Below are 14751 nucleotides of genomic sequence, written 5' to 3'. Positions count from 1 at the left end.
GGGCGCCGTTCCGTTGTGCCCACCCGTTCCGCCCCAGCGGAACGATTGCCCACAACGGGGTGGGATCAGCTCGTGCGGAGGGACCAGCCTCGTTCCTGCAGGGCCGCCCCCAGCGCCCCCGCCGCCGAAGGTTCCACCATCAGCTGCACCAGACCCGCCTGCTGCCCCGTCGCATGCTCGATGCGGACGTCCTCGATGTTGACCCCCGCCCGCCCCGCGTCGGCGAAGATGCGGGCCAGCTCGCCCGGCTGGTCGCTGATGAGGACGGCGACGGTCTCGTAGACCGCGGGGGCGGCACCGTGCTTGCCGGGCACGCGGGCCCGCCCCGCGTTCCCGCGCCGCAGCACGTCCTCGACCCCCGTCGCCCCGTCGCGGCGCTCGTCCACGGAGGCGGACTGCAGGGCCCGCAGCGCCCGCACGGTCTCGTCGAGGTCGGCGGCGACGCCGGAGAGGACGTCGGCGACGGGCCCGGGGTTGGCGGAGAGGATCTCGACCCACATGCGCGGGTCGGAGGCCGCGATCCGGGTGACGTCGCGGATGCCCTGCCCACAGAGCCGTACGGCGGACTCGTCGGCCTCCTCCAGGCGCGCGGCGACCATCGAGGACACCAGCTGCGGGGTGTGGGAGACGAGGGCCACGGCCCGGTCGTGGGCGTCGGCGTCCATGACGACGGGGACGGCCCGGCACAGGGCGACCAGCTCGAGGGCGAGGTTGAGGACCTCGGTGTCGGTGTCCCGGGTCGGCGTGAGGACCCAGGGCCTGCCCTCGAAGAGGTCGGCGGTGGCGGCGAGCGGCCCCGAGCGCTCCTTGCCGGACATGGGGTGCGTGCCGATGTACGCGGTGAGGTCGAGGCCCAGCGCCTCCAGCTCCCGCTTCGGCCCGCCCTTGACGCTCGCCACGTCCAGGTAGCCGCGGGCGAGGCCGGTCTTCATGGCCTCGGCGAGGGTGGCGGCCACGTGCGCCGGCGGTACGGCGACGATGGCGAGGTCCACGGGTCCTTCGGGCGCCTCGTCGGTGCCCGCGCCGAGCGCGGCGGCGGTGCGGGCCCGCGCCGGGTCGTGGTCGCGCAGGTGGACGGTGACGCCCCGGCCCGCGAGGGCGAGGGCGGCGGAGGTGCCGATCAGGCCGGTACCGATGACGAGCGCTGTTCTCACTGGGCGATGTCCTTGCGCAGGGCGGCCGCGGCGCCGAGGTAGACGTGCGCGATCCGGGACTTGGGCAGTTCGGTCTCGACGTGGGCGAGGAGCCGGACGACCCTCGGCATCGCACCCTCGATGTCGAGTTCCTGTGCGCAGAGCAGGGGTACGTCCGCCATGCCGATCCCGAGGTGCCGGGCCGCGGCGGCGGGGAAGTCGCTGTGCAGATCGGGCGTGGCCGTGAACCAGATGCTGATGAGGTCGTCGGCGGTGAGCCCGTTGCGTTCGAGGACGGCGGTGAGCAGCTCCTCGACCTGCTCGCGCATGTGTCCGGCCTCGTCCCGCTCCAGCTGGACGGCTCCTCGGACCGCTCGTACCGCCACGTCGTGCTCCTTCGCCTGCGTCAGTGCTCCGTTCAGCCTAGTCAGCGGCGGGGCCGACGTGCCCGCGCCGCCCGCCCTCCGAGACGAAGCGGACGGAGGGCGGGCGTCCGGAACGGGGTCAGAGCTGCTGCCGGCGGATGATCTCCTCCAGGGAGGCACCCTGGGGCAGCGAGCCTTCGGGGGTCAGCTTGTCGACGGCCTGCGGCAGGGACCGGGCGATCTCGTCGGCGGCCTCCTGCGGGCTGACGCCGGCGTCCGCCGCGACCTTCTGCAGGGTGTCGTCCGGGAGGGCCTCGGCGATCTGGGCGCCGCTGACGGCCTGGTTCTGGCCGGTGCCGACCCAGGACTGCGTCTGGTCGGTGAGGCCGGACCTGGTGAGCAGGTCCAGGAGCCCGCCGAGCGGGTTCGAGCCGTTGCCGCCGCTGCCGCCCTGGCCCTGCACGAGGGCTCCCATGAGGGAGCCGAGGATGCTGCCGCCGCCCTGCCCGCCGCTGCTGCCGAGGAGGCTTCCGAGGAGACTGCCGAGGTCGTTGCCGGCCATGGGTCCTGCCTTTCGTCCGGTACGGAAACACGCCCAATGTCACCCGAACCGGGGTGTTCCGCCACTCGGAGTAGGCGTCGGGCGCGGGCAGGCGTGTTGCGGGCCCCGCGGGCGCCGCGCGACGAAGCTGGCGGCATGACTTCAAGCTCCACGACCCGCCGTACCGTCCTGTTCGCGGCGGCGGCCCTGACGACGGCCTGCGGCTCGGACGGCGGCGGTGACACCGGCGGTGACGGCGGTACGAGTGCCACCGCCACGGCCGCGAGCGAACCGGCCCCGACCACCGCCGCCAGCACGGCCGCCAGCGCACCGGCTCCGACCACCGCCTCCGCCACGGCCACGTCCAGCGGCCCCGCACCCCTGGCCAGGACCTCCGAGATCCCGGTCGGCGGCGGCACGGTCTTCGCCGAGCAGAAGGTGGTGGTGACGCAGCCGGCGGCGGGCGAGTTCAAGGCGTTCTCGGCGATCTGCACCCATCAGGGCTGCACGGTGAACAAGGTCGCGGACGGCACGATCGACTGCCCCTGTCACGGCTCCAAGTACCGCGTCGCCGACGGATCGGTGGCGGCGGGACCGGCGCCCCGTCCCCTCCCGGCCGAGCGGATTATTGTCTCGGGGGAAACGATCACCCTGGCGTAATCTGCCCCGCATGACTCCGGACGAGCTGGTGCGCGAGCACACGATCTACTCCTGCGTGATGGGCTCGCGCGCCTTCGGTCTGGCGACCGAGGACAGCGACACGGACGTACGGGGCGTCTATCTCGCCCCGACGCCGCTCTTCTGGCACTTCGACAAGCCCCCGGCCCATGTGGAGGGCCCGGGCGAGGAGCAGTTCAGCTGGGAGCTGGAACGCTTCTGCGAGCTCGCCCTGCGCAACAACCCGAACGTCCTGGAGTGCCTCCACTCCCCCGTCGTCGAGCACGTGGACGACTGGGGCCGCGAGCTCCTCTCGCTGCGCGGGGCCTTCCTGTCCCGCCGGGCCCACCAGACCTTCGTGCGGTACGCGGGCGGCCAGCGCCGCAAGCTGGACGCGGACGTCCGCCAGTACGGGCATCCGCGCTGGAAGCACGCCATGCACCTGCTGCGGCTCCTCACCAGCTGCCGCGACCTGCTGCGCACGGGCGAGCTCCGCATCGACGTCGGCGAGGACCGCGACCGCCTCCTCGCGGTCAAGCGCGGCGAGGTGCCCTGGCAGGAGGTCGAGTCCTGGATGAACCGCCTCCAGGAGGAGGCCGACCGCGCCCACGACACGACCCCTCTCCCCGACACCCCGGACGAACCCCGGATCCAGGACTTCCTGACCCGCGCCCGCCGCGCCTCGGCACGGGACGAGCTCTAGCTCACGCGTCCGGAGCGCGGCCTCACGCGTCCCAGAGCGCGCCGAAGGTCAGCAGATCGCTGCGGTACTCGACGCGCTCCTCCCACTCCTTCGGCCAGGCGTCCGCGCCGAGGTGGGCGCCGGCGAAGGCGCCCGCGAGAGCGGCGATCGAGTCGGAGTCGCCGCGGGTGCAGGCGGCGCGGCGGAGAGCGGTGAGGGGCTCGTCGGGGAAGAGCAGGAAGCAGAGCAGGCCCGTCGCGAAGGCCTCCTCGGCGATCCAGGCGTCACCGGTGTACTCGCACGGGTCGAGCTCCGGGTCGGCCGTGCGCTGGACGGCGTCCAGGCGCTCCAGGACGGCCAGGCACTCGTCCCAGCCCCGCTGGATGAAGTGGAGGGCGCTGGGGTCCTGGGAGCGGGTCCACAGGTCGCCGAGCCAGTTCTCGTGGTAGCGGGACCGGTTCTCGTACGCGTACGAGCGCAGCTGCCCGACGAGCCCGGCCGGGTCCACGCCCTGCGCGAGCAGGTACACGGCGCGGGCGGTGAGGTCGGAGGCGGCGAGCGCGGTGGGGTGACCGTGGGTCAGACCCGACTGGAGCTGCGCGGCACCGGCCCGCTGCTCCTCGCTGAGCCCGGGGACGAGCCCGATGGGCGCGACCCGCATGTTGGCGCCGCAGCCCTTGGAGTGGATCTGGCTGGCGTCCTGCCAGGCCACGTCGGTCATCAGCAGACGGCAGGCGGCCAGGCAGGTGTTGCCGGGGGCCCGGTTGTTCTCCGGCGAGCGGTACCAGTCGACGTACTCCTCCCGCAGCGGCTGGGTGAGCTGCTGCGGGGCGAGCACCCCCCGGTCCATCGCCGTGCGGATGCCGCGGGCGAAGGAGAGGGTCATCTGGGTGTCGTCGGTGACGCGGCCGTTCTCGGGGAGCGCCATCTGCCGCCAGGGGCCGTACCAGCTGATGATCCGCGGTACGTCGCTGAACTCGGTGGGCCGGCCCAGCGCGTCGCCGAGCGCCAGCCCGATCAGGGATCCCGTCGCGGCCTGCTTCGTCGCGTGGCGTCCGAGGTTCATGCTGTTCGTCCTTCCGGTCGCAGGAGGGGCGGGTGCAGGGTCGTGGCCCCGCCCGCCCGGTAGAGAGCGGCCGGTTTCCCCCGTCCGCCGGTGAGGCGCGGCGGCCCTTCCACGGCCTGCACGAAGCCGGGCGTGGTGAGGACCTTGCGCCGGAAGTTGGGGCGGTCGAGCTCGACGCCCCAGACCGTCTCGTAGACCTGCCGCAGCTCGCCGAGGGTGAACTCGGGCGGGCAGAAGGCGGTCGCGAGGCAGGTGTACTCCAGCTTGGCGCCGACCCGTTCGTGGGCGTCGGCGAGGATCCGGTCGTGGTCGAAGGCGAGCCCGCCGTGCGTCCCGTACGGGATCCAGCGGGCCTGGGCCGCGTCGCCGCCGCCGCGCGGTTCCGGGGGGTCCGGTACGAGCGCGGTGAAGGCGACGGAGACGACCCGCATCCTCGGGTCGCGGTCCGGTTCGGTGTAGGTGCGGAGCTGTTCGAGGTGGAGGCCGGCGACGGTGGTCTCGGAGAGTCCGGTCTCCTCGGCGAGTTCGCGGCGGGCGGCCCGTTCGGCGGATTCGCGGGGCAGGACGAATCCGCCGGGCAGGGCCCAGGATCCGGCGTACGGCTCCTGGCCGCGCTCGACGAGCAGGACGTGCAGGCGTTCCTCGCGGATCGTGAGGACGGCGAGGTCCACGGTGACGGCGAACGGCACGAAGGCGTACGGGTCGTAGCCCTCGGGGGCCCGGTGGGCGGTCATCGGCGCTCCGGCGGGGTGTCGGTGAGGTGCGGGCCCTCGGCGAGCAGTGCGTCGACGGCGGCGACGGCGGTCGCGAGCCGTTCCTCGTGGGGGCCGGTGAGGACGACCGTGCGGCGGCCGGTGCGCGCGAGCTGGGTGAGGAAGCGCGCGGTCATCCAGGGCCGCAGCTGCTCCCCGTAGGGCGGACCGCCGTCCTCGACGGTGATGCCCCGGTGGTCGGTGAGCAGCCAGAGGTGCTGGCGGCCGTGGGCGGCGATCTCGCCGGTGGCGGGGCTGGTGGTGCCCGTGTAGCGCTCGTGCCAGATGGTGGCGGCGAAGGCGTCGGTGTCGCAGACGAGGAGGGGCGAGCCGTCCCGGGCGGCCTCCTCCTCCCGTTCGGCCTGACGCTGGGCGATGACGGGGAAGTCGGAGGAGCGCGGGGCCGGTTCGTGTGCGCCGAACTCGCCCTCGTACTCCGGTACGCAGCGGGTGCGGGCCCAGACGCCGCCGCGGCGCCGGTAGTGGTCGGCGAGGGCGTGGGCCAGGGTCGTGGTGCCGGTGGACTCGGCGCCGAGGACGACGACCCGCCGGGTGAGCGCGGCGCGTACCGGCGGCTCCAGGAAGTCCCAGTGGGCGGCGGGGTCCTGGCGGACGGCGGCGTCGGTGAAGGGGTGGACCGGGTCGACGTGGACGGTCTCGGCGCCGGGGAGGGGGCCGAGGTCGTCCTCGTACGGCTCCGAGGCGAAGACGGCGTCGACCCGCTCGGGGCCGGTGTACTGGTCGCCGCCGAGGACGAGCACGTCGGGGTGGATCTCGCGCATCCAGCCGACCCGGTCCTCCAGCGGGAGGGTGTCCGCGGAGGAGCCGCGGACGAGCACGGTGAGGCGCTCGCAGCGGTCGCGCGCGGTGCGGACGAGGTGGTGGTGGCCGGCGTGCGGCGGGTGGAACCTGCCGGGGACGAGGCCGTGGCCGTAACGCTTCATGGCGTGATCCCCGCCGCGCGCAGACCGGTCCCTTCGACGCGCGTGCTACGGCGCATCGGCGGGACGTCGAGACCTGGTCCACCCCCGTGGGCCCAGGTCCACCGGCTGTTCACGGCGGGGCTCACCTCCGATCTCTTTAAGAGTCACCTTGACTATAAAGCGTCGCGGGCGCCGCCCACAAGCCTCACCGGACACGAAGAAGCCCGTGACCGCCGGGCGGTCACGGGCTTCTCGGTACGGCAGGGGCCTTACATGCCGACTTCCTTCATCAGCATGCCGACCTCCGTGTTGGTCAGGCGGCGCAGCCAGCCCGACTTCTGGTCACCCAGGGCGATCGGGCCGAAGGCGGTGCGGACCAGCTTCTCGACCGGGAAGCCCGCCTCGGCGAGCATCCGGCGCACGATGTGCTTGCGGCCCTCGTGGAGGGTGACCTCGACCAGGTAGTTCTTGCCGGTCTGCTCGACGACGCGGAAGTGGTCGGCGCGCGCGTAGCCGTCCTCCAGCTGGATGCCGTCCTTGAGGCGCCGGCCGACCTCGCGGGGCAGCGGGCCGGTGATGGCGGCCAGGTAGGTCTTCTTCACGCCGTACTTCGGGTGCGTGAGGCGGTGGGCCAGCTCGCCGTGGTTGGTGAGCAGGATGATGCCCTCGGTCTCCGTGTCGAGCCGGCCGACGTGGAACAGCCGGGTCTCGCGGTTGGTGACGTAGTCGCCGAGGCACTGGCGGCCGTCCGGGTCCTCCATGGTGGAGACGACGCCGGACGGCTTGTTCAGCGCGAAGAACAGGTACGACTGGGTGGCGACGGTCAGGCCGTCCACCTTGATCTCGTCCTTCTCCGGGTCGACGCGCATGCCCTGCTCGAGGACGATCTCGCCGTTGACCTCGACGCGGGCCTGCTCGATGAGCTCCTCGCAGGCGCGGCGCGAGCCCATGCCGGCGCGGGCGAGGACCTTCTGCAGCCGCTCGCCCTCCTGCTCGGCGCCGGGGAAGGTCTTGGGGGTCTTGATCTCGGGCTTGCCGGCGTACCGCTCCCGGTTGCGCTCCTCGGTACGGGCGTCGTACTCGCGCGAGCGGGCGGGCGCCGTACGGCCGCCGCCGCGCTGCGGGGACTGCCGGGGGCCGCCCTTGGCGCCGCCGCGCGCGGCCGTGCCGCGCCCGCGCTTGGGGGCGTCCGATGAGGGGCTGTAGCGCTCGTCGTAGGTGCGCTCCTCCGGGCGCGCCTTGCGCGGGCTGGCGGAGCCGCTCGACCGGCCGCCGCCGCCCTGGCCCGGACGCCCGCCGCCCTGGCCGGGACGTCCGCCGCCCTGGCCCTGCCGGTCGTCGCGGCCGTTGCCGGCGCCGCGGTAGTTCCCGCGCCCGCCGCCACCGCCGCTGTTGCCGCGGCCGCCGCCGCTGCCGCCGCGGCCGCCGCTGTTGCCACCACGGCTCCCGCCGTTGTTTCCGCTGCTGTTCCTGCCGCTGCTGCTTCGCATCAAAGTTCCGTCTTGTCGTCTACGTCTGCGTCCGGGTCGAACGACGGGACGCCTTCCAGGGAGTCCGGCTCGACCGCCTCGGCCTCGGGGAGGAAGGGGGCGAGCTCGGGGAGTTCGTCCAGGCCGCGCAGGCCCATCCGCTCCAGGAAGTAGTTCGTCGTCCTGTACAGGATCGCACCTGTTTCGGGTTCCGCGCCCGCCTCCTCCACGAGACCCCGCTGGAGGAGGGTGCGCATGACCCCGTCGCAGTTCACTCCTCGTACGGCGGAGACGCGGGAACGGCTGACCGGCTGGCGGTACGCGACCACCGCCAGGGTCTCCAGGGCCGCCTGGGTGAGGCGGGCCTGCTGCCCCTCCAGGACGAAGGCCTCGACGGCCGGGGCGAAGGCGGCGCGGGTGTAGTAGCGCCAGCCGCCGGCCACCCGCCGCAGCTCGAAGCCGCGGCCCTGGGCGGTGTACTCGTCGGCCAGCTCGTGCAGGGCGTCGGCCACCTCGCGCGGGGTGCGCTCCAGGACCTTGGCGAGGTGGGCCTCGGTGGCGGGCTCGTCGACGACCATGAGGACGGCTTCGAGGGCGGGCTTGAGGTCGCTCATGCGGTGGCCTCCCTGGCCTCCTGGTCGAATTCGTCGGTGACGGCCCCGGAGGGGTCCGTCTCGCCGCCGGTCCAGGAGACCGTGAGGTCGCCGAGGGCGGTCTCCTGGTCGAGGGCGACGGCCTTCTCCCGGTAGAGCTCCAGGAGGGCGAGGAAGCGGGCGACGACGGTGAGGGTGTCGCCGGCGTCCTCGATCAGCTCCCGGAAGACGGCGGTCCCGCGCTCGCGGAGCAGCGCGACGACCACGGCGGCCTGGTCGCGGACGCTGACGAGCGGGGCGTGGATGTGGTCGACGTACACCTGGGGCTCGGGCTTGGGCTGCATGGCCTTGACGGCCAGCTTGGCGAAGCCCTCGGCGCCGAGGGAGATGACGACCTCGGGGAGCAGCGCGGCGTGGTGCGGTTCGAGTCCGACGGTACGGGGGTGGCGGCGGCCCTCGGCCTCCCAGCGTTCCTCGAAGATCGCGGCGATCTGTTTGTACGCGCGGTACTGGAGGAGCCGGGCGAAGAGCAGGTCGCGGGCCTCCAGGAGGGCGAGGTCGGCCTCGTCCTCCACCTCGGCGGCGGGGAGCAGCCGGGCGGCCTTGAGGTCGAGCAGGGTGGCGGCGACGACGAGGAACTCGGTGGTCTGGTCGAGGTCCCCGTCGGGCCCGAGGGCCCGCAGGTGGGCCATGAACTCGTCGGTGACCTGGGAGAGGGCGACCTCGGTGACGTCGAGCTTGTGCTTGGTGATGAGCTGGAGGAGCAGATCGAAGGGGCCCTCGAAGTTGGAGAGCCGCACGGTGAACCGCCCGTCCCGCCCCTCGGCCGCCTCCGCAGGCACGGAAACCTCCGGGGCCTCCCCCGCCGCCTCCGCAGGCACGGAAACCTCCGGGGCCTCCCCCGCCGCCCCCGCGGGCGCGGGCGCGGCCGGTGGGAGGGCCTCGGAGGTTTCGTCGGGTGCGGGCCGCACGGCCGGTACCGGCTCCCCCGACGTCGCGCCCGGGCCGCGGCCCAGGAGGCGGCGGCGGGGGCGGGACGTTTCGTCAGGGGTGTGGTGCACGGAGGGGTCCAGGGGGAACGAGGAGAACGGCAGCCCGCAGGCTACCGTCAGCGGCCGCGCAGGCGGCGGACGAGGATGCTCGCGTCGCCGCGGGACTCCAGGTCCGCCAGGACGACCGCGACGGCCTCCCGGACGATCCGGCCCCGGTCGACGGCGAGACCGTGCTCGCCGCGCAGGACGAGCCGGGCGTGCTCCAGGTCCATGAGCTCCTCGGCGGAGACGTAGACCGTGATCTTCTCGTCGTGGCGCTCGCGGCCGCTGGGCCGCCGGTTCGCGGTGCGGCCGCCGCGCCGGCGGGCCGCCGCCGCGGGGGCGGGCACCGAGGCGGTCGGCGCGGCCTTGGCGGCCGGTGCCTCGGGCTCGACCGTCCGGGCGCGGGGCTCCGCGGCCTCGGAGTCCGCCGGGGCGTGCTCGGCGGAGCCCTCGGCCGCCGCCGGGTCGCTCTCGGCCGCAGGTGCCGGGACCGCCCGGCGGGGTGCGGACGCCTGGAGCGCCGTCCCCCCTGTCGTACGGAAGAGTTCGTCGGCTCCGGGCAGACTCACTCGGCGTGACACCGGGCGAGCACCTCCCTGGCGAGCTGGCGGTAGGCGGCGGCGCCCACGGAGTTGGAGGCGTACGTGGTGATGGGCTCGCCGGCGACCGTGGTCTCCGGGAAGCGGACCGTACGGCCGATGACCGTGTGGTACACGTGGTCGTCGAAGGCCTCGACGACGCGCGCGAGGACCTCACGGCTGTGCACGGTCCGGGAGTCGTACATCGTGGCGAGGATGCCGTCGAGCTCCAGCTCGGGGTTGAGCCGCTCCTGGACCTTCTCGATGGTCTCGGTGAGCAGCGCGACACCGCGCAGCGCGAAGAACTCGCATTCCAGCGGCACGATGACCTTGTGAGCCGCCGTCAGGGCGTTCACGGTCAGCAGGCCGAGCGAGGGCTGACAGTCGATCACGATGTAGTCGTAGTCGTTCATCAGCGGCTTCAGGGCGCGCTGGAGCGTGGACTCGCGCGCGACCTCGCTGACCAACTGGACTTCGGCGGCCGAGAGGTCGATGTTGCTCGGCAGCAGGTCCATGTTGGGCACGGCGGTCTTGAGGAGCACCTCGTCCGCCGACATGCCCCGCTCCATGAGCAGGTTGTAGACGGTGAGGTCGAGCTCCATCGGGTTCACGCCGAGGCCGACCGACAGGGCTCCCTGCGGGTCGAAGTCGACGAGCAGCACCCGTCGTCCGTACTCGGCGAGCGCGGCACCCAGGTTGATGGTCGACGTGGTCTTGCCGACGCCGCCCTTCTGGTTGCACATCGCGATGATCTTCGCGGGTCCGTGGTCGGTCAGGGGACCCGGGATCGGGAAGTACGGCAGGGGCCGTCCGGTGGGGCCGATCCGCTCGCGGCGCTGGCGGGCAGCGTCGGGTGCGAGGGTGGCCGCGTACTCCGGGTCGGGCTCGTACTCGGCGTCGGGGTCGTAGAAGTGCCCCTCGGGCACCTCGTCGTAGGCGGCGAAGTGGGTGGACTCTCGGCCCATCTCGTTGCCGGCCGTGGCGTTCACGTGTAGGCCGTCCATCGTCTTCATCGTGTGGGCACTCGTCATGGGCTGGTGCGTCGCGAAGGTCCGCACCGCGACGGAGCCGATCGGGGCACCTGGCGCACCGCTCCCGGGAGTAAATGTCGACTCATTCACAAGTCGTCTTACCTCCTTGGATGTGACCAGGAACATTTATCGATAGGTCAGCGTGGCACCATGCCGACGGTTGGCGACTCTATGGCGTGTCACCGCTCCGCAGCAACACAATCCGCCGGACCCGGCCCGATGTGTCGGCAACCGAACACGTCTCTGTCAAGGGTGCGCAGGCATGCATCCACACGTTTCAGGGGTGTGCGAAACGGTTAAAGGGTTACGTTCGAGGCGAGTTGACCGAACGTTTTGGCAGCCCCGGAGACACGACCGGCCGGACCTTGTCGAACAAGGTCCGGCCGGGTGCGTGATATTGACGGCACGCGTTGACGGGGCCTCCGTCAAAGAGCCTTCAGGGGTCAGGCCAGGAGGCTGCTCAGCTCGACGTGCTCGAGACCGTGCGCCTCGGCGACCTCCTTGTAAACCACCTTGCCGTCATGGGTGTTGAGGCCCAGACCGAGGGCGGCGTCGCGGCGGAGCGCCTCGACCCAGCCGTTGTTCGCCAGCGACACGATGTAGGGCAGCGTGGCGTTGGTGAGGGCGTAGGTGGAGGTGTTCGGAACCGCGCCCGGCATGTTGGCGACGCAGTAGAAGACCGAGTTGTGGACCTGGAAGGTCGGCTCGGCGTGGGTGGTCGGGTGGGAGTCCTCGAAGCAGCCGCCCTGGTCGATCGCAATGTCGACAAGGACACTTCCGGGCTTCATCTTGGCGACGAGCTCGTTGGTGACCAGCTTCGGGGCCTTGGCGCCCGGGATGAGGACGGCGCCGATGACGAGGTCGGCCTCGACGACGGCCTTCTCCAGCTCGTAGGCGTTGGAGACGATCGTCTTCACCTTGGTGCCGAAGATCTTGTCGGCCTCGCGGAGCTTGTTGATGTCACGGTCGAGCAGGGTCACGTGGAAGCCCATGCCGACGGCGATCTGGGTGGCGTTCCAGCCGGAGACGCCGCCGCCGATGACGACGCACTCGCCGGCGTGGGTGCCGGGGACGCCGCCGGGGAGGACACCGCGGCCGCCGACGGAGCGCATCAGGTGGTAGGCGCCGACCTGCGGGGCCAGGCGGCCCGCGACCTCGGACATCGGGGCGAGCAGCGGGAGCGCGCGGTTCGCGGTCTCGACCGTCTCGTACGCGATGGCGGTGGTGCCGGACTCCAGGAGCGCGTCCGTGCACTCCTTGGAGGCGGCGAGGTGCAGGTAGGTGAAGAGGGTCTGGTCCTTGCGGAGGCGGTGGTACTCCTCCGCGATGGGCTCCTTGACCTTGAGCAGCAGGTCGGCCGTGGCCCAGACCTCGTCGGCGGTGGCGAGGATCTCGGCGCCGGCGGCGACGTACTCCTCGTCCGTGATCGAGGAGCCGACACCGGCGTTCTGCTCGATGAAGACCTGGTGGCCGTTGCGGACGAGCTCGTGGACACCGGCAGGGGTGATGGCCACGCGGAACTCGTTGTTCTTGACCTCGCGGGGGATGCCGACCTTCATCGTCGATCACGGTCCTTGAATCAGGGGGATAACTGGGGCACTGCGATACATACCCGGATGCACTGCGGCGCACCGGGGCAGACCACGTTCGAACGCGGCGCACCCAGTCTAATGAAGGAGTTCCCGCTGTCTAGCCTTTCAAAGTACTAATCTTCGCCGGAGCCACTGCGGATTTCGTAGGCTGATGGTTCCGTTTCCAGGAGTCTCTCGGCCGCGGACCGGTGCAGCCCGGCCGCCGCGGGGTCGCCGAGCCGGTCGAGGGTGTCGGCGAGCCGCAGCTGGAGCGCGGCCTGCAGCCGCGTGTCCTGGGCCCGGCGGGCCCACTCCACCGCCTCCTCGCAGGTCCGCAGGGATTCATCGGGCCGCCCGGCGTACTCCTGGACCCGGGCCGCCTCGCTCAACGCCCGTGCGTAGCCCGGGAGATCGGAGAGCCTCCGGTACCCGGCCGCGGCGGCCCGCCAGCTCCGCAGGGCCTCCCCGTACCGCCCCGCATAGGTCTGTACGGCTCCGAGGCGGGCGTACAGCCGGGCCTGGTCGGCGCGCTCGTCCCGGGCCAGGCGCTGGGCAAGCGCCCGCCCGTACCAGTCGCCGGCCCGCTGCCAGTCCCCCAGCTCCTGATACGAGCCACCTACGGATTCCATTGCGCGACCGGTCGCGTACGGGTCATTTGCTTTGCGTCCGGCATCCAAAGCCGACCGATATCGCAGCAGAGCGTCCTTCGTCCTGCCGGTCCTCGCATCCAGATCGGCCAGGTTCAGCAGGGCCGCGGCCCGCTCGCGGTGCAGCCCGCGCCGCTCGGCCACGTCCAGGACCAGCCGGTGCAGGCCGTACAGCTCGGGGGCGGCGGCCTCGGCGCCCCGGTGCGCCGCGAGCGCCCTGACGAGCGAGGCGACGAGCCGGCGGGCGAGGGTGTCGAGCTCCCCGTCGGCGACGGCGAGCCGGGCGGAGGCCAGGAGCACGGCCTGCCGGGAGTCCAGCCAGGCGGCCCCCGCGGCCGCGCTCGGGAAACGCAGGGCCCGCGGCAGCCCGGCCAGCTTCCGGCGGGCGGGCGAGCCCTCGGGCTCGGTGACCGCACGGCAGGACTGGAGGAGCCGTACGGTCCGCTCCAGCATCCTGGCCCGGGCGAGCTGCACCTCGGCGGGCCGGTCGCGCTCCTCCAGCTGAGCGCGAAGGAGGGGGACGAGATGCGCCCGCACCTCGTACTGTCCGTCCTCACCGGCCGAGACGAGCCCCAGGGCCGCGAAGTCGGCGAGGGTGGTCGCGGCCGCGGAGACCGAGCAGCCGGCCAGGGCGGAGGCGGTGTGGGCGTCGGCCCGGCCCAGCGGGGCCAGGGCGAGGAATCGCAGTATCCGGGCGGCGGTGGCGGGCAGCGCCTCGTGCGCGAGCAGGAAGGTCCGGGTGAGGGGATCGCCGCTCAGCCCGCGCAGCCGCTTGGCGAGATCGGCGACCGAGGCCTTGGGCCGGCTGGAGAGCCAGCCGCCGGCGAGCACGACGGCGGCGGGCAGCCCCCCGCACTCCTCGACGAGGGTCTCGGCGGCCTGCGGGTCGACGGTGACGCGGACGGAGCCGGTGAAGGCGGTCAGCAGCTCGATGGCCGACTTGGGGTCGAGCCCGCCGAGGGTGCAGGGCCGGACGTCCGGGATGCCGGTGAGCGGCCCCCGGGCGACCCCGACGACCAGGGCGTCGGGGTTGTCGGGGATGAGGGGATCGGCCTGCTCGGCGTCGACGGCGTCATCCAGGAGGAGTACGGCCCGACGGTCCGCGAGCGCACCCCTGACGAGCTCGGTCAGCTCGTCCTCACCGGCCCCCGGGGGTTCGGCGACCCCCAGGGCGGCGAGGAGCTCCTGGGCGACGCGCGCGGTGGGGACGGGCTCGCCGCCCGGCTCGGTGAGCCGGGCGCGGAAGACCCCGTCGGGGTAGCGGTCGGCGAGCCCGGCGGCCAACTCCTCGGCGAGGGCCGTCCGTCCGGAACCAGGCTTTCCGGCGATGAGCAGGACCCGGGCGCGGGGCGCCTTGCGGCCGGTGAGGGTGTCGAGGCCGGTCCGCTCGATGTCGGCGCGCAGGGCCTTCAACTCCCGCTGCCGGCCGAAGAACTGCCGGCTGCCGGCCGCCGCCACAGCCTGATCCGTCACGGGCCACGCTCCCGTCCACCTGCGCACGAGCCGATCCCGCGGGGGGCTCCGCACGGGCGATTCCGAGCGTAGTTCAGGCCGGGAGGCGGACCCGGCGGAGCAGCGCGGACAGTTCCCCCGATCGGATCAGCAGATCTTCACACCACCCCCGTTGTGGGCCGGCGCCCCGCCGTTGTGGGCAATCGTTCCGCTGGGGCGGAACGGGTGGGCACAACGGAACGGCGCCCTCCAGCGGC

Annotated in this window: 15 protein-coding genes; 2 read left to right on the top strand and 13 right to left on the bottom strand. The window is 72.9% G+C overall.

Annotated features, from left to right (window positions below; all coding sequences use genetic code 11):
- Nucleotides 1-65: 65 nt before the first annotated feature.
- The 3 genes from ACWGN5_RS40480 to ACWGN5_RS40470 form a co-directional block, all read right to left on the bottom strand.
- Nucleotides 66-1154 carry a prephenate dehydrogenase gene (locus tag ACWGN5_RS40480; RefSeq protein WP_453523618.1) on the bottom strand — a complete coding sequence of 363 codons (1089 nt, stop codon included), beginning with the start codon at nt 1152-1154 and terminating at the stop codon, nt 66-68.
- Nucleotides 1151-1519, bottom strand: coding sequence for a chorismate mutase (gene aroH / locus ACWGN5_RS40475; protein WP_453523615.1), 369 nt, complete (start codon nt 1517-1519; stop codon nt 1151-1153). The genes ACWGN5_RS40480 and aroH overlap by 4 nt, the downstream gene beginning before the upstream one ends.
- Nucleotides 1520-1637: 118 nt before the next feature.
- Nucleotides 1638-2060, bottom strand: a complete 423-nt coding sequence (locus ACWGN5_RS40470) for a YidB family protein (RefSeq protein ID WP_453523612.1) — start codon at nt 2058-2060, stop codon at nt 1638-1640.
- Nucleotides 2061-2195: 135 nt separating this feature from the next.
- Here ACWGN5_RS40470 and ACWGN5_RS40465 point away from each other — a divergent pair, with 135 nt between their 5' ends.
- Entirely contained in the window at nt 2196-2699 is a 504-nt protein-coding gene (locus tag ACWGN5_RS40465; RefSeq protein ID WP_453523609.1) for a Rieske (2Fe-2S) protein, read from the top strand.
- Between the two features lie 10 nt (nt 2700-2709).
- Nucleotides 2710-3399, top strand: a complete 690-nt coding sequence (locus tag ACWGN5_RS40460) for a nucleotidyltransferase domain-containing protein (protein ID WP_453523605.1) — start codon at nt 2710-2712, stop codon at nt 3397-3399.
- Nucleotides 3400-3421: 22 nt separating this feature from the next.
- Here ACWGN5_RS40460 and ACWGN5_RS40455 read toward each other — a convergent pair whose 3' ends face one another.
- The 10 genes from ACWGN5_RS40455 to ACWGN5_RS40410 form a co-directional block, all read right to left on the bottom strand.
- On the bottom strand, nt 3422-4444 hold the full coding sequence (locus ACWGN5_RS40455; protein ID WP_453523602.1) for an ADP-ribosylglycohydrolase family protein: 1023 nt from the start codon (nt 4442-4444) through the stop codon (nt 3422-3424).
- A complete protein-coding gene (locus tag ACWGN5_RS40450) occupies nt 4441-5178 on the bottom strand; it encodes an NUDIX hydrolase (RefSeq protein WP_453523600.1) in 738 nt (245 codons plus the stop codon). Before ACWGN5_RS40450 ends, ACWGN5_RS40455 begins: the two co-directional genes overlap by 4 nt.
- Nucleotides 5175-6140: an AAA family ATPase gene (locus ACWGN5_RS40445; RefSeq protein WP_453523597.1), complete on the bottom strand. Its 966-nt coding sequence runs from the start codon at nt 6138-6140 to the stop codon at nt 5175-5177. The genes ACWGN5_RS40450 and ACWGN5_RS40445 overlap by 4 nt, the downstream gene beginning before the upstream one ends.
- 248 nt (nt 6141-6388) lie before the next feature.
- Nucleotides 6389-7609: a pseudouridine synthase gene (locus ACWGN5_RS40440; protein WP_453523594.1), complete on the bottom strand. Its 1221-nt coding sequence runs from the start codon at nt 7607-7609 to the stop codon at nt 6389-6391.
- Nucleotides 7609-8202, bottom strand: coding sequence for an SMC-Scp complex subunit ScpB (gene scpB, locus ACWGN5_RS40435; RefSeq protein ID WP_041128513.1), 594 nt, complete (start codon nt 8200-8202; stop codon nt 7609-7611). Before scpB ends, ACWGN5_RS40440 begins: the two co-directional genes overlap by 1 nt.
- On the bottom strand, nt 8199-9242 hold the full coding sequence (locus tag ACWGN5_RS40430) for a segregation and condensation protein A (RefSeq protein ID WP_453523590.1): 1044 nt from the start codon (nt 9240-9242) through the stop codon (nt 8199-8201). The genes scpB and ACWGN5_RS40430 overlap by 4 nt, the downstream gene beginning before the upstream one ends.
- Nucleotides 9243-9289: 47 nt before the next feature.
- Complete coding sequence (locus ACWGN5_RS40425) at nt 9290-9784, bottom strand: hypothetical protein (RefSeq protein WP_453523620.1); 495 nt, start codon at nt 9782-9784, stop codon at nt 9290-9292.
- Nucleotides 9781-10806, bottom strand: a complete 1026-nt coding sequence (locus tag ACWGN5_RS40420; RefSeq protein ID WP_030212665.1) for a ParA family protein — start codon at nt 10804-10806, stop codon at nt 9781-9783. Before ACWGN5_RS40420 ends, ACWGN5_RS40425 begins: the two co-directional genes overlap by 4 nt.
- Nucleotides 10807-11267: 461 nt before the next feature.
- On the bottom strand, nt 11268-12383 hold the full coding sequence (gene ald / locus ACWGN5_RS40415) for an alanine dehydrogenase (RefSeq protein ID WP_369143457.1): 1116 nt from the start codon (nt 12381-12383) through the stop codon (nt 11268-11270).
- A 146-nt stretch (nt 12384-12529) separates the two neighbouring features.
- Nucleotides 12530-14515, bottom strand: a complete 1986-nt coding sequence (locus ACWGN5_RS40410; protein ID WP_453523587.1) for an NB-ARC domain-containing protein — start codon at nt 14513-14515, stop codon at nt 12530-12532.
- Nucleotides 14516-14751: the final 236 nt, after the last annotated feature.

This window comes from Streptomyces sp. NPDC055815, assembly GCF_053616475.1.
Note: the sequence above shows the minus strand (reverse complement) of the source record. Positions and strands in the feature narration are given on the sequence as shown.

Excerpts from the sequence above, each read along its gene's own strand:
- ACWGN5_RS40470 (WP_453523612.1), bottom strand. The coding sequence starts at position 2,060 with ATGGCCGGCAACGACCTCGGCAGTCTCCTCGGAAGCCTCCTCGGCAGC.
- ACWGN5_RS40465 (WP_453523609.1), top strand. The coding sequence starts at position 2,196 with ATGACTTCAAGCTCCACGACCCGCCGTACCGTCCTGTTCGCGGCGGCG.
- ACWGN5_RS40460 (WP_453523605.1), top strand. The coding sequence starts at position 2,710 with ATGACTCCGGACGAGCTGGTGCGCGAGCACACGATCTACTCCTGCGTG.
- ACWGN5_RS40455 (WP_453523602.1), bottom strand. The coding sequence starts at position 4,444 with ATGAACCTCGGACGCCACGCGACGAAGCAGGCCGCGACGGGATCCCTG.
- ACWGN5_RS40450 (WP_453523600.1), bottom strand. The coding sequence starts at position 5,178 with ATGACCGCCCACCGGGCCCCCGAGGGCTACGACCCGTACGCCTTCGTG.
- ACWGN5_RS40445 (WP_453523597.1), bottom strand. The coding sequence starts at position 6,140 with ATGAAGCGTTACGGCCACGGCCTCGTCCCCGGCAGGTTCCACCCGCCG.
- ACWGN5_RS40440 (WP_453523594.1), bottom strand. The coding sequence starts at position 7,609 with ATGCGAAGCAGCAGCGGCAGGAACAGCAGCGGAAACAACGGCGGGAGC.
- scpB (WP_041128513.1), bottom strand. The coding sequence starts at position 8,202 with ATGAGCGACCTCAAGCCCGCCCTCGAAGCCGTCCTCATGGTCGTCGAC.
- ACWGN5_RS40420 (WP_030212665.1), bottom strand. The coding sequence starts at position 10,806 with ATGAAGACGATGGACGGCCTACACGTGAACGCCACGGCCGGCAACGAG.
- ald (WP_369143457.1), bottom strand. The coding sequence starts at position 12,383 with ATGAAGGTCGGCATCCCCCGCGAGGTCAAGAACAACGAGTTCCGCGTG.